This window comes from Paraburkholderia humisilvae (assembly GCF_902859855.1).
Taxonomy (GTDB): domain Bacteria; phylum Pseudomonadota; class Gammaproteobacteria; order Burkholderiales; family Burkholderiaceae; genus Paraburkholderia; species Paraburkholderia humisilvae.
This window is the reverse complement of sequence record NZ_CADIKH010000023.1, coordinates 86,866-99,371: the sequence shown is the minus strand read 5'-3', so window position 1 is coordinate 99,371 and position 12,506 is coordinate 86,866. Positions and strand designations below refer to the sequence as shown.

Sequence of the window (12,506 nt, the reverse complement as noted above, 5' to 3'; positions counted from 1 at the left end):
ATGGCGCACCCGAAGGAAACGCGCGACCGGGTACGGCGATCGTTTGTTTTCGATCGCCTGTCTCTCGAAATCGCCAGCGCAAAGTGCGGCGTCGCGTATTCAACCGCGCGACGCTGGAAGGATGATGCGCTGGAAGCCGGCGACGATTGGGACAAGGCGCAGACCGCGCAGTTGATGGCGGGCGGTGGCATTGAAGGTGCGGCGCGGCAGATGCTGGCCGGTCTGCTCACGCAGTATCAAGCCACCATGGATGAGCTTGAAACCAGCGAGATGAAGCCGGCCGACAAGGTTTCCATGCTGGCCAGTCTCGCCGACGCCTATAACAAGACAATCAATGCGTCGAAGCGCATCCTGCCCGAGACCAACGAACTGGCAATCGCGATGGGCGTCGTGCAACGCCTTGCGGCTTTCATCAAGGATCGGCATCCCGAGCACATCGCCGCCTTCGCAGACGTGCTGGGTCCGTTCGGCGACGAGCTGGCCACCGCATATGGCTAATTGGTGGACGCTCGGCAGCGGCATTCGCAAGATCGGGACGGCGTATGACACGCCGTCCGCTGTCGTTATCTGCGCCGACGCCGACGCCGATCTGCCACCCGACCATGACTGTGTAGCGATGGGTTGCGGATCGCTGCACGTGGTGCTGCGTATCGGCAAATCGGAGGGTAAAGCGGAATGACGGACCTTAGCAAACTCGGCCGCCTGGCGCTTTCAGCGGCTATGCGAGGCGGCACCGAAGGATGGGGAATCCACGGCTCATCTAGAGATCACATTCGCTACAGCGAGCCGCTTGAGCGTCGCCGAGGGAGGCGCAGGCGATGCTACTGCGGATGCGGCAATCCGGTCACTCATCGCGGCATGGCAAATGGTGTTTGTCTCACCCAGGCATGCGAACTGGGCATCACGCGTTGGGTCCGCACTGGCGATGTGAAACCGATGCGGACTCACCCTTAGAACTGCGCAGCGAAGGCTGAACGATATGGTGCAGAAATTCACCGAGAAGGACTTTCACAAGGAGATGGCCGAGCTGGCCGCCGAGCTGCGCCGCGACATCCAGGCGCACGCGACCGGCCTCGACCCGTCGCCTGAAGCGAGGCTAGCGCGTCGCAAGCGCGTGCTCGTCGACGGCGACTATCAGTTCTTCGCCTACACCTACTTCCCGCATCACATTCGCGGCACGCCGTCTCTTTTCCAGGCTCACTTCTGCACGCGCTTCCCGAAGCTGCTGCGCCAGACCGGCGGCACACGTGAATGGTGGGTCGCGCCCCGCGGTGAAGCCAAATCGTCGATGTCGACGAAGATCGGCCCGGTGTACATCACCGTGCAAGGGCTGTTGCAGCGTGAAGAGGTACGGCGTGAAGTCGGCTGGACCGGTGCGCCGCCGCCGTTCCTCGACTACCTGATTCTGCTTGGCGCAGAAACGTCTCTGCCGACGAAGCTGCTCGAAGTCGTTAAAACGGAACTAGTCGCTAACGCGGCGCTAGCGCTTGACTTCCCCGAGGTGTGCGGCAAGGGTCCGATGTGGAAGGTCGGCGAGTTCATCACGCGCAATGGTGTGAAGGTCGAACCATTCGGCGCGGAGCAAGCCATTCGCGGTACGTTTCACGGCGCGAGCCGTCCAAAGGTACTGTTCGGTGATGATCTGATCACCGACTCCGAAGCGAAGTCACCTACCGAGCGCCAGAACCGATGGACGTGGCTTGAGAAGGCGATCGACTACCTCGGCCCGCCTGACGGAACAGTGAAATACATCGGCGTCGGCACGGTTCTCGATAAGGATGACCCGATCTCGCGCGCGAAGCGCAGCATCGGCCACGTCGTGCATCACTTCCGCGCGATCGCGCAGATGCCGGCGGATCTGGATCTGTGGGCACAGTGCGAAGAGCTGATGCTCAACGCCGACAAGGGCGTGATCTCCGATGCAGCTGCGCGCGGCGAAGTCGTGTCCGACAGCAATTTTCCTTCGTACCGCTTCTACGAGGCGCACCGCGCGCAAATGGACGAAGGCGCGATCACGTCATGGCCGTCTGTGCGCACGCTGTACTGGCTCATGCGGCAGCGTGCGAAGTCGCCTCGTGCGTTCGCCACCGAAATGCAGGGCGATCCGCGCACGGAAGAAGACAAGGTGTTCGGCAACATCACCTTCTGGGTGCAGCGATTGCAGAGCTGGCTGATGTTTGGAGCGTGTGACCCGTCGATGGGCAAGGGTGAGAAATCCGACCCGTCCGCAATTGTGATCGGTGGCCTCGATATCGTCAGCCGCCGTCTGCATGTCGTGTATTCGTCGATCAAGCGCCGCGTGCCGTCGAAGCTTGAGTCCGATCTGATAGCGACGCAGAAAGAGTTCCGGTGCATGGCAGTTGGCTTTGAGAACAACAACGCGTACGAGTGGGCACGGCAGGATCTAGTGAAAGCGGGACTACGCGCGGGCGTGCCGCTTCCGCTGGTCGGTGTAACCGCAACCGTCGCGCCTGAGGTCCGTATCGACTCGCTTGAGCCGTACGTTACCGATCGCATCACGCCCTCGATCCTCTTTCATCCATCGCTTACGGGGCTGCTGGCCGAGCTGGATTCGTGGCCGGAGCCGCAGGGCAATCACCACTACGACGGCCTGACGGCGTTGCACATCCTGTGGATGATCGCGCAGTCGCGTGGCTATGGCATCACCGAGGGCTATACGCCCGTTAAAAACGGAAACGGCGAGCGCGATGACGATAGCGACTATGCGATCGCGCGCGACCGGGGCTATTGAGGAAACGAACCATGGTGCAGATCGTTGATGTGAACGGCCAACCTCTCCAGCGCGACGTACTTGCCGAGCCACAAACGGCGAAGCTGGGCTGGATCACGCGCGATTTCGCGCAGCATCCGTCGCGCGGACTGACGCCCAAAAAGCTCTATTCGATTCTTGAACAGGCGGAGTTCGGTGATCTGATGGCACAGTCTGATCTCTTCGTCGACATGGAAGAGAAGGATGCGCACCTGTTCGCGGAGATGAGCAAGCGCAAGCGTGCGCTGCTCACGCTCGACTGGCGCATCGTCGCACCTGCCAACGCGAGCGCCGAAGAAAAGCGCCAGACCGCGCAGTTGCAGGAATGGTTCACTGATCTTGCCAACTTCGACGACGTGCTGTTCGATTGCATGGATGCGGTCGGACATGGCTTCTCCGCACAGGAAATAGAATGGCAGCAGCTCGGCAAGGTGTGGCTCCCGAAAACTCTCACCCACCGGCCGCAGCGCTGGTTCCGCACACCGTTCTATGACGGCAACGACTTGCGCCTGCGTGATAACTCGTCAGACGGTCAACCGTTGTGGCCGTTCGGCTGGCTCGTTCACAAGCACCGTGCGAAGAGTGGTTACCTCACGCGCGGTGGTCTGCATCGTGTGCTAGCCTGGCCATACCTGTTCAAGACATACTCGGTTGCGGATCTGGCCGAGTTCCTCGAAATCTACGGTCTGCCACTGCGCGTCGGCAAGTATCCGGCAGGTGCGACCAAGGAAGAGAAAGCCACCCTATTGCGCGCGGTTGCCGATATCGGTCACAACGCGGCCGGCATTATTCCTGAGGGCATGCTGATCGACTTTCAGAAGGCCGCCGACGGCAGCGAAGTTCCGTTCGAAGCAATGATCACGTGGTGCGAGAAGAGTCAGTCGAAAGCGATTCTGGGCGGCACGCTCACATCACAGGCAGACGGCAAAACCTCAACCAATGCGCTCGGCAAGACGCACGACGGTGTGCGGCGCGATCTGCTGACATCGGATGCACGACAGGTTCAAACATCACTTACGGCCGGGCTGTGCTACACCGTATGTGCGCTGAATTTCGGCGCGGCTGATCTGCGTCGCGTGCCGCGATTCGAGTTCGACACGCGGGAAGCTGAAGATCTTGAGCTGTACTCGACAGCGTTGCCGAAGCTGGTCGCGGCCGGTGTGAAGGTGCCGCGCCAGTGGGCGCAGGACAAGCTCATGATCCCCGAGCCGCAGGACGATGAAGAGATCCTGTCGGTGCCGAAGCCGGAGATGGCACTGCCGCCGGAAGAGCGTCCGGATACGCCGCCGCGCACGGCGGCGATGCGTTATCGTGCGGTGCTCACGAACTCTGCCGGAGAGGAGTGTATCCCGATCAGCATGCGCTCGATCAGACGATCGACGGTCTGCCAGCCGACGCGATGACCGACGCGGCGCACAAGGCGATCGCACCGGTCATCGCCGCATTGCGCGCAGGCTCGACACCGGATGAGGCGTTCGAGCAGCTGCTCGCCGCAGTTCCGCAGATGGACGAAACCGCGATTGCGGAGCTGCTCGCCCGCTGCATCTTCGTCGCCGATGTGTGGGGTCGACTGAATGCCGGCTGATCTATCCTACGCGATCGGCCTGCCGCCCGAAAAGGCGATCGAGTACTTCGAATCGAAGGGATACAAGATCGGCTTCAGATGGCAGGACGTTGCTGCCGCGGCGCACGCGAAGGCGTTCACGGTTGCGGGCGTCATGAAGGTCGACGTGCTGCAGGACGTTCGGCAGGCGCTGTCAGACGCGTTAAAAAACGGCACGACGTTCGAAGACTTTAAAAAGCAGATCTCGCCGGTGCTCGAACGTAAGGGGTGGCTCGGCAAGGGCATGATCGTCGACGGCGAGACGGGCGAGATCGAAGGCAAGCGTCTGACGCCTCGCCGGCTCGACACGATCTTCCGCACGAACATGCAGTCGGCGTACATGGCCGGCCGCTACGCGACCCAGCTGGAACAGGTCGACACGCATCCCTTCTGGGAATACGTCGCGGTGCTCGACAGCCGCACGCGTCCGGCACACCGTGCGCTTGCGGGCTGCGTGTACCGCTATGACGATCCGTTCTGGCAAACTTTCTATCCGCCCAACGGATACCGCTGCCGTTGCCGCGTGCGCACGCGCACGATGGGTTACGTAGAGAAGAACGGCGTGACAGTGCGCGCTAGCGCCAACGATCTGAAAGAGGTGCAACAGGTCATCGGCCGCGACAACCAGACCCAACCTGCGATCGCATACAAAGATCCAGCGACGGGCAAACTGGTGCTGCCCGACCCGGGCTTCGGCGCGAACCCGGGTGCAGCGTGGATGAAGCCGTTCACCCCGCCGCCGCTCGACACGTTGCCTCAGACCTTACCCGTCGGTGCCGAGCTGCCGCCGCTGCCGGCGGCCACGCGCGTGCGCGCGGACGCGGTGCTGCCAGCCGGCCAGTCTCCGGAGCACTACGCACAGACATTCATGCAGCAGTTCGGCGCTGCTGCCGGCAAGCCGGTTACGTACACCGACGTGGCCGGCGAGCAGCTGCAGATCAACGAATGGTTATTCAAGGATGGTGCCGGGAACTGGAAGGCAGACAAGTTCGGGCGCGGCCCGTACATGGAGCTGCTGGCCGATGCCGTGAAAGACCCCGACGAGATCTGGCTTGGCTGGGCGCAGTTCAACGGCGCCTGGTCGCTGCGCCGCCGGTACATCCGCGCGCTTGAGACAGAGGCCGGTGATTGGGGCCTGGCTGTTTTCGAGCAGGGGCAGGACGGCTGGACGGGCGTGACGACATTCCCAGCGAAGGTCGGCAAGTCAGAAGAAGCGCGCCGCAACTATATAGATGCACAGCGCGGGACATTCCTGCGCTACCGCCGGCCGCAGAAATGAGAATGGCCGCTCTCGCTCGCGGCCATTCGTCACGCGGCCCTTCATCGATCCGGAAGCGAGTCCGGCATATACGACCGCGTTAAAAGGAGTATAGCGTATGCGCGACATCGAGATTGACGACTCGGCCTTTGAGCAGGCCATGGAGCGCATTTCTGGTTTCCTGAAGGATGCGTCGCCCGTAATGTCGATGGTGTCGGCGCTGATGGCCGATGCCGTCGAAGAGAACTTCGCGGCCGAGGGGCGGCCCAAGTGGCTCGGCCTGAGCAGGAAGACGCTGAAGCGCCGCCGCGAGGATGCCGGCACTGGCAAGATCCTGCAGCGTAGCGGCCGGCTGGCCGGCAGCATAGAACAGAGTCACGATGCAACCAGCGCACGTGTCGGCACGAACGTCGTCTACGCGGCGATTCACCAGTTTGGCGGTACGATCCAGCGCCACCCGATGTCCGGATACGTGCGCCTCCGCAAGGCGAAGAATGGCATGATCCTGCGCCAGGCCGATCACCCGCATCTCGCCGTGTTCGCAAAAAACAGCCACAAGAACGTGAAGGTGGTTAAATGGACCCGTTCCACCGGCTGGACGATCAAGATGCCGGCGCGGCCGTTCCTCGTTCTCACTGAAGCGGACAACGTGGGCATCGAGGACGAGGTAACGGCATACCTGCGGCGTCTGATTGACGACTGACACGCCCCCCGATTTGAGCGATTTGTCGACCTTGGGCACCCCTATGTAGCGGCCATGGGGTCCGAAGCCCGTTAAACCCCCGTTAAAATCATTCGCAGCGCCCCTCGCGTCCCGCACCTCCCCCCTCATTTCCACCCGAACCGGACGCACTGACACCGGTTGACTAATTTTTCATCACGCCGGCCGCCACCATGACGGCATGGCAAATCCATTTTTCATCGCAGCGCTCAGCGCACAGATCCAGTCCGCAGGCACGGCTATCCAGTTGCTGCCTGCCGGGGAATTTCGCGCTCGCGACGGTCGCCCGACGGAGTGTGCCGCCTGGCATATGGATGCAGCTATTGCTGCGAAGCTGATCGCAGCAGCCACGTCTCGCGATGTTCCATATGTAATCGACTACGAACACCAGACGCTCAACGCAGCGCAGAACGGCCAGCCCGCACCTGCCGCAGCATGGTTCAAGACGCTTGAGTGGCGCGACGGCGATGGCCTTTATGCCGTCGACGTGGAGTGGACCGCCCGTGCGTCGTCGATGATCGACGCACATGAATACCGGTATCTGTCACCGGTGTTCTCGTTCGACAAGGCGGGCAACGTCACCAGCATCCTGCATGCCGCGCTCACCAACAATCCCGCGCTCGACTGTCTCGACGAGGTTCAGCTCGCCGCTGCCTCGGTGATGGCGAGTGCGTCCACTTCTGCCGCAGTGGCGGCTTTGCCCACTGAAACCCCTCCTGAGGATCACACCATGAATGAATTGCTCGAACAGCTGATCTGGCTGCTGAACATGCCTGTCGGCTCGACCGAAGAGGACGTCAAGGCCCAGTTGCAGAAACTGGTCGCCTCGCTGTCGGACGGCGAGGGTGTCGCGGCCGCCAGCGTCAATCTGCCGGTACTGCTCGAATCGCAGCGCGCCCAGATCGCCACGTTGTCGGCCAGTCAGGTTGACCCGGCCAGGTACGTGCCGATCGCCGTCATGACGGATCTGCGTGCGCAGCTCGATGCAGCCAACACGAAGCTGGCGGGCAACGAGGTCGCCGAGCTGGTGACGGCTGCGCTGTCGAACGGCCGGCTGCTGCCCGCGCAGGAATCGTGGGCACGCGAGCTGGGTGCAAGCAACGTCGCCCAGCTCAAGACGTTCCTCTCGACGGCGCAGCCGATCGCCGCGCTGCATTCGACGCAGACCGGCGGCGTTCAGCCCAACGGTGACAAAACCGGCGCGAATGCCGTGGATGCGTCCGGTATCGCCGTTTGCAAGGCGCTCGGTATCTCGACCGAGGACTTCGCCAAGTCGTCCGCGCCGGCCGCCTGAGCGGTCGACGCGTCAGCCCCGATCTACTTCAGGAGAACAGCATGACTGCATTGACCGCCGATCGCGACACACAGAACCGCGCCGGTGCCCGTTTCAGCTATCCGGCGAAAGCTGGCGTGAAGTTTTTCGTGGGCGCGATCGCCGCGATCGACAGCGCTACCGGGTTTGCGACGAAGGGCGCTGCGTCCACCACGCTCAAAGGCGCGGCGATCGTTCAGGAACAGATCGACAACACGGCCGGTGCGGACGGTGCCGCGAATGTGCCCGTGAAGCGCGGCCTGTGGCGCGTCGCCAATTCGGCTGGCGCGGACCAGATCACGTTCAAGGATGTCGGCTCGAACGCGTACATCGTCGACGACCAGACCGTTGCGAAGACCGATGGCGGCGCGACGCGTTCGATTGCGGGAATCGTGTGCGACGTTGATCCGGCTGGCGTCTGGGTCGAGTTCTGATCCGCGCGTAAGCAGTAACCCCCGCTCACTCTGCAAGGAACGTTCATGGAAATCAACCGCGCCAATCTGCGCACCCTGTTCACGGGCTTTAACACCGTGTTCCAGCAAGCCTTCACCGGCGCTCAATCCGACTGGCAACGCGTCGCGATGGATGTGCCATCGTCGACGGCTCAGGAAGTCTATCCGTGGCTCGGCCAGACCACGCGCTTTCGCGAGTGGATCGGCGATCGCGTGATCCAGAACCTGAAGACGCACGACTTCTCGATCAAGAACAAGCCGTTCGAGAACACGGTCGGCGTGGATCGCGATGTGATCGAAGACGACACGTACGGCGTGTACAAGCCGGTGATCGCTCAGCTGGGACTGGACGCGAAGCAGCATCCGGACGAACTGGTGTTCGGGCTGATGTCGCAGGGCACGACGCAACTCTGCTACGACGGCCAGTATTTTTTCGACACCGACCATCCGGTCGATACGGCCACGGGTACGGCGTCCGTCTCGAACTTCCAGACCGGCACCGGGCCAACCTGGTATCTGCTCGACATGACGCGCGTGGTCAAGCCGCTGATCCGCCAGACGCGCAAGGCATACAACTTTGTGGCGATGGATCAGGAGACCGACGAAGCGGTGTTCACCAGCAAGCAGTTCCGCTATGGCGTTGATGCCCGGTGCAACGTCGGCTTCGGACTGTGGCAGCTCGCGTACGCATCGCAGGCCGAGCTGAACGAAGACAGCTACGAAGCGGCTCGCGCGGCAATGCAGGAATTCAAGGGCGACAACGGCAAACCGCTCGGCATCCGCCCGTCGCTGCTCGTCGTGCCGCCGTCGCTCGAAGGTGTCGGTCGCAAGATCCTGAACGCCGACGCCAACAACTACGGCGCGACCAACGTCTGGAAGGGCTCGGCGGATCTGCTGTCGACCTCGTGGCTCTCATAACCCGATACACCCCGCGAGAGACTGCCGCGCGACACCGATAAGCGCGGAGGAAGGGAACTCCCGGAGCTGCGGCAAAAGGTGGGCTCCGGCCACATTTGAATTAACAGGAGTGTTTAGATGAGCAAGCACACGCACCCGGCCATTCACGTGGCCGCCACGCGGGAGAATTTTCGTCGCGCCGGCCATGTCTTTGGCACACAGCCGAAAACGATCGCGCTGGGAGCGCTTCATCCGGACGCACATGCTGCGATCCTCGCGGACAAGTCTCTGGTCGTTGTCAACACGGCGGTTTATCTCGACGAAGCGGAAACGGCGGCGCTCCCGCATCGCGATGCCCCGCATGTGATGCACGCGGCGGCGCGGCTCGATTCGCTGCCGGTCTCCGTCGATGAAGATCACGCGAAGCGCGCGATGGCGCTCGCCGACATCGAGGCCGAGCTGAAGCAGCGCTCGGACGCTCTCGACGAACGCGAAGCCAATGTCGAGGGTGCAGAACTCGCGCTGAACGAGCGTAAGGCGGCAGTCGAGCGAGCGCAAGCCGATCTGGAAACACAGCGCGCCGCGTTCGATCAGGAGCGCGCCGCGTTCGATCAGGAGCGCGCAGCCTTCGAAGCCGCCCGGCATGTCGGTGCCGAGTCGGTTTCTCAGAACGGCTCGAAGAAGCGCTAGGCAATGTACGCAACCGTCGACATCATGACGGCCCGCTTCGGACAGCGCGAGGTGCTCGCGCTGTCCGATCGCGACAGCACCGGCGAGGTGAATGCCACGGTGTTGGCCAATGCGCTGGACGATGCGGCGAGCGAGATCGATACGTATCTTGCCGGTCGCTACGCGCTGCCGCTCGATCCCGCGCCGAAGATGTTGACGGGCATCTGTTGCGACATCGCACGTTATCGCCTGTGCGGTGGCGAGACCGTCATGACGGTTGAGATCGAGAGTCGCTACAAAAGCGCAGTGAACTTCCTGAAGCTTGTCGCATCGGGCGGCGTGACGCTCGGTGTGACGGCTGCAGGTGTCGTTGCGCAGCCCGACAACCCTATCCAGTTTGTGACCGGCACGCGCGTGTTCGGCCGCGAAAACCGCTAACGCTATGGCTTACGTTCCGATCATCACCGCCGTCGAGGTCTCCATTGTCGATCGCCTCAAGCGCGGCCTCGGCAAGATGGTCGCCGAGGTTGCCACGTACGGCGGTGAGTTCGACGATGACGAGCTGGATACGGTTGTGCGGCGCTTCCCTGCTGCGTGGGTCACGTTCGGCGGCGTGAAGCGCACCGACCCGGTTTCGACAAGTCGGTCCAAGTGGAAGGCCGAAGCTGTGTTCGTCGTGATGGTCGGCGCACGCAGCGTGCGTAACGAACAGACCAGTCGCCATGGCGGCCCTGCGCAGTCTGAGGTCGGCACCAATCTGCTCGTCTCTGCGGTTCGGCATCTGCTGAATGAGCAGGACATGGGCCTGCCGATCCGCAACCTGCAGCCGGGTCCGGTCCGCACGCTGTTCAACACGAAGGTGCGCAACGACGCCATGTCGGTGTACGCGCTTGAGTTCCGGACGGCATGGGTTGAAGACACGCTGTTCCTCGGCGCATTCCCGCAGGGCGAAGCCGAGGGTCCGCTCGGCGCGGTGTTCGAACAGTACGGTGGCCAGATCGATCCCGAGACGCCGGACTGGAAAACGACGTTGCTCAGCTATTTCCTCAAACCCGGAACCGATCGACCCGCAGACGCGGCGGATCAGATCGAAATGCCACAGGAGTGAATGATGCAAGTGATCGCCCGCAAGGGTCTGCGAGTTCCAATCGAGACAGGCTCACGTCGGTATGTAACCGATGGTGCTCTCGTCGACGTGCCCAACACGGTGTATTACCGCCGCCGCATTGCCGAGGGCGATCTGCTCTCCGGTGAAGCTGCTACGAAAGCCGCAGCAGCTGCGAAGCCCGCGCCGGTCGCCGATACGTCGCCAGCGAACGCCGTTGCACCGGACGCCAACGCCGCACCGGCTGGTGACAAAAAGTCCACGAAGGGAGCATAGTTCATGGCCAGCAAAAACATCAGCTTCAGCACCATTGCCTCGGGCATCCGTTCGCCCGGGCAATACATGGAGTTCAACACGTCGCTTGCGCTGCGCGCGCTGCCGACCAACGATCAGAGCATGCTGATCGTCGGACAGCGCCTGCAGGTCGGAACGGTGCCCGCGCTCACACCTGTTCAGATCTTTTCCAGCGATCTGGCAGGCGTGTACTTCGGCACGGGCTCGCTTGCTCACATTGCGGCGATCGCCGCGCTGAAGGCGAATCCGTATCTGACGCTCACGGCGATCGCGGTCGACGATGCCACCGCTGGCCAGCCGGCATCCGGCACGATCACATTCGATGGAACATCTACGTCGGATGGTGCATTCGCCCTGTTCATCGGCAACACGCGCGTCGATATTCCGGTGAACAGTGGGGATACCGCTGTCGATGTTGCCACTGCCATGGCGGCGCAGATCACCCAGACATCGGCTCTCTACGTAAGCGCGGCTGCTGCTGAAGGCGTGGTCACGGTCAAGGCTAAAAACAAGGGCGAGACCGGCAACGGCATCGTCCTGTCGCAGCTCAATCAGGCGAGCGGCATTACGGCCGAGATCGTCGCGATGGCAGGCGGTCTCAATGATCCGGACATCGAGCCGGCGCTCGACAAGGTCTTTGCGTCGCAATACAACATCATCGCACCGAGCTGGGCGCAGCAGGATGCGCTGACGAAAACGCGATCGTTCCTTGACTCGGTGTCGGGCGCAATGGAAATGCGTCCGGCTATCGCGTCTGCCGGGTTCCCGGGAACGCTTGCGGCTGGTGCAACGCTCGCTGGCCAGTTGAACTCCGGCCGCATCACGCTCGCCTGGTATCCGAACTCGGTGAGCCATCCGGCAGAAATCGCGGCAGGCTACGGCGCTGTCCTCGCGAGCGAGCCCGATCCTGCACGGCCGCTTAACACGTTGCCGATCGCGGGCCTCGACATCGTCGCATCGGAACTTCAGGCCGGTCGCACGGAAAAGGAACTGGCCCTTCACGAAGGCCTCACGCCACTCGAAGTCGGCCCCGGTGATGTCGTGCAGATCAAGCGCGCGGTCAGCACGTATCTGGTGAATCCGCAAGGCATCGACGATCCCGCGCTGCTCGACATCACGACGATCCGTTCGCTCGACTACTCGCGCAAGGCATGGCGCGATCGCTTCGGTCTGCGCTTCCCGCGTTCGAAGTTGTCGACGCGCATCCCGCCGGCCGTGCGCAGCGAGATGCTCGACGTCGCCTATGAGCTGGAGGATCTGGAGATCCTGCAGAACATCGACGCGAACAAGGATTCATTCATCTTCGAGACCGATGAGCAGAACATCGGCCAGCTTAACGGGAAGCTTCCGGCACCCGTGGTGCCCGGCCTGCACGTGTTCGCGGCGGAGATCGATCTGATTCTCGGCTAACGCGAGACATTTAAC

General features: G+C 62.4%; 15 protein-coding genes. All 15 read left to right on the top strand.

What is annotated here, in order from left to right; translation table 11 throughout:
- The 15 genes from HV796_RS23520 (at position 1) to HV796_RS23455 (ending at position 12,491) form a co-directional block, all read left to right on the top strand.
- Complete coding sequence (locus tag HV796_RS23520) at positions 1–498, top strand: DUF1804 family protein (RefSeq protein WP_175228912.1); 498 nt, start codon at positions 1–3, stop codon at positions 496–498.
- On the top strand, positions 491–679 hold the full coding sequence (locus tag HV796_RS23515; protein ID WP_175228911.1) for a hypothetical protein: 189 nt from the start codon (positions 491–493) through the stop codon (positions 677–679). The genes HV796_RS23520 and HV796_RS23515 overlap by 8 nt, the downstream gene beginning before the upstream one ends.
- 300 nt (positions 680–979) lie before the next feature.
- On the top strand, positions 980–2,752 hold the full coding sequence (locus HV796_RS23510) for a hypothetical protein (protein ID WP_175228910.1): 1,773 nt from the start codon (positions 980–982) through the stop codon (positions 2,750–2,752).
- 11 nt (positions 2,753–2,763) lie between these two features.
- Positions 2,764–4,173: a DUF935 domain-containing protein gene (locus HV796_RS23505; RefSeq protein WP_281369822.1), complete on the top strand. Its 1,410-nt coding sequence runs from the start codon at positions 2,764–2,766 to the stop codon at positions 4,171–4,173.
- Positions 4,170–4,355 (top strand): phage portal protein family protein, encoded by a 186-nt coding sequence (locus HV796_RS45460; protein ID WP_281369821.1) that lies wholly within the window; start codon positions 4,170–4,172, stop codon positions 4,353–4,355. The genes HV796_RS23505 and HV796_RS45460 overlap by 4 nt, the downstream gene beginning before the upstream one ends.
- A gap of 133 nt (positions 4,356–4,488) precedes the next feature.
- Entirely contained in the window at positions 4,489–5,652 is a 1,164-nt protein-coding gene (locus HV796_RS23500) for a PBECR2 nuclease fold domain-containing protein (protein WP_246355998.1), read from the top strand.
- Positions 5,653–5,749: 97 nt separating this feature from the next.
- Positions 5,750–6,334: a phage virion morphogenesis protein gene (locus tag HV796_RS23495; RefSeq protein ID WP_175228908.1), complete on the top strand. Its 585-nt coding sequence runs from the start codon at positions 5,750–5,752 to the stop codon at positions 6,332–6,334.
- A gap of 199 nt (positions 6,335–6,533) precedes the next feature.
- Positions 6,534–7,646, top strand: a complete 1,113-nt coding sequence (locus tag HV796_RS23490; RefSeq protein ID WP_175228907.1) for a phage protease — start codon at positions 6,534–6,536, stop codon at positions 7,644–7,646.
- A gap of 41 nt (positions 7,647–7,687) precedes the next feature.
- The gene (locus tag HV796_RS23485) at positions 7,688–8,098 is read left to right on the top strand and encodes a hypothetical protein (protein WP_175228906.1); all 411 of its coding nucleotides are present in this window, start codon (positions 7,688–7,690) and stop codon (positions 8,096–8,098) included.
- Between the two features lie 45 nt (positions 8,099–8,143).
- Positions 8,144–9,034, top strand: a complete 891-nt coding sequence (locus HV796_RS23480) for a Mu-like prophage major head subunit gpT family protein (protein ID WP_175228905.1) — start codon at positions 8,144–8,146, stop codon at positions 9,032–9,034.
- Positions 9,035–9,151: 117 nt separating this feature from the next.
- Entirely contained in the window at positions 9,152–9,703 is a 552-nt protein-coding gene (locus tag HV796_RS23475) for an RND family efflux transporter (RefSeq protein WP_175228904.1), read from the top strand.
- A gap of 3 nt (positions 9,704–9,706) precedes the next feature.
- A complete protein-coding gene (locus HV796_RS23470; RefSeq protein WP_175228903.1) occupies positions 9,707–10,120 on the top strand; it encodes a gp436 family protein in 414 nt (137 codons plus the stop codon).
- Positions 10,121–10,124: 4 nt separating this feature from the next.
- Positions 10,125–10,790 (top strand): DUF1834 family protein, encoded by a 666-nt coding sequence (locus tag HV796_RS23465; RefSeq protein WP_175228902.1) that lies wholly within the window; start codon positions 10,125–10,127, stop codon positions 10,788–10,790.
- The gene (locus HV796_RS23460) at positions 10,791–11,063 is read left to right on the top strand and encodes a hypothetical protein (RefSeq protein ID WP_217477986.1); all 273 of its coding nucleotides are present in this window, start codon (positions 10,791–10,793) and stop codon (positions 11,061–11,063) included.
- Positions 11,064–11,066: 3 nt separating this feature from the next.
- A complete protein-coding gene (locus tag HV796_RS23455; protein ID WP_175228901.1) occupies positions 11,067–12,491 on the top strand; it encodes a phage tail sheath subtilisin-like domain-containing protein in 1,425 nt (474 codons plus the stop codon).
- Positions 12,492–12,506: the final 15 nt, after the last annotated feature.

Coding starts and splice junctions, on each gene's coding strand:
- HV796_RS23515 (WP_175228911.1), top strand. CDS start 491: ATGGCTAATTGGTGGACGCTCGGCAGCGGCATTCGCAAGATCGGGACG.
- HV796_RS23460 (WP_217477986.1), top strand. CDS start 10,791: ATGATGCAAGTGATCGCCCGCAAGGGTCTGCGAGTTCCAATCGAGACA.
- HV796_RS23455 (WP_175228901.1), top strand. CDS start 11,067: ATGGCCAGCAAAAACATCAGCTTCAGCACCATTGCCTCGGGCATCCGT.
- HV796_RS23475 (WP_175228904.1), top strand. CDS start 9,152: ATGAGCAAGCACACGCACCCGGCCATTCACGTGGCCGCCACGCGGGAG.
- HV796_RS23480 (WP_175228905.1), top strand. CDS start 8,144: ATGGAAATCAACCGCGCCAATCTGCGCACCCTGTTCACGGGCTTTAAC.
- HV796_RS23485 (WP_175228906.1), top strand. CDS start 7,688: ATGACTGCATTGACCGCCGATCGCGACACACAGAACCGCGCCGGTGCC.
- HV796_RS23490 (WP_175228907.1), top strand. CDS start 6,534: ATGGCAAATCCATTTTTCATCGCAGCGCTCAGCGCACAGATCCAGTCC.
- HV796_RS23500 (WP_246355998.1), top strand. CDS start 4,489: ATGAAGGTCGACGTGCTGCAGGACGTTCGGCAGGCGCTGTCAGACGCG.
- HV796_RS45460 (WP_281369821.1), top strand. CDS start 4,170: ATGACCGACGCGGCGCACAAGGCGATCGCACCGGTCATCGCCGCATTG.
- HV796_RS23470 (WP_175228903.1), top strand. CDS start 9,707: ATGTACGCAACCGTCGACATCATGACGGCCCGCTTCGGACAGCGCGAG.
- HV796_RS23510 (WP_175228910.1), top strand. CDS start 980: ATGGTGCAGAAATTCACCGAGAAGGACTTTCACAAGGAGATGGCCGAG.
- HV796_RS23465 (WP_175228902.1), top strand. CDS start 10,125: ATGGCTTACGTTCCGATCATCACCGCCGTCGAGGTCTCCATTGTCGAT.
- HV796_RS23520 (WP_175228912.1), top strand. CDS start 1: ATGGCGCACCCGAAGGAAACGCGCGACCGGGTACGGCGATCGTTTGTT.
- HV796_RS23505 (WP_281369822.1), top strand. CDS start 2,764: ATGGTGCAGATCGTTGATGTGAACGGCCAACCTCTCCAGCGCGACGTA.
- HV796_RS23495 (WP_175228908.1), top strand. CDS start 5,750: ATGCGCGACATCGAGATTGACGACTCGGCCTTTGAGCAGGCCATGGAG.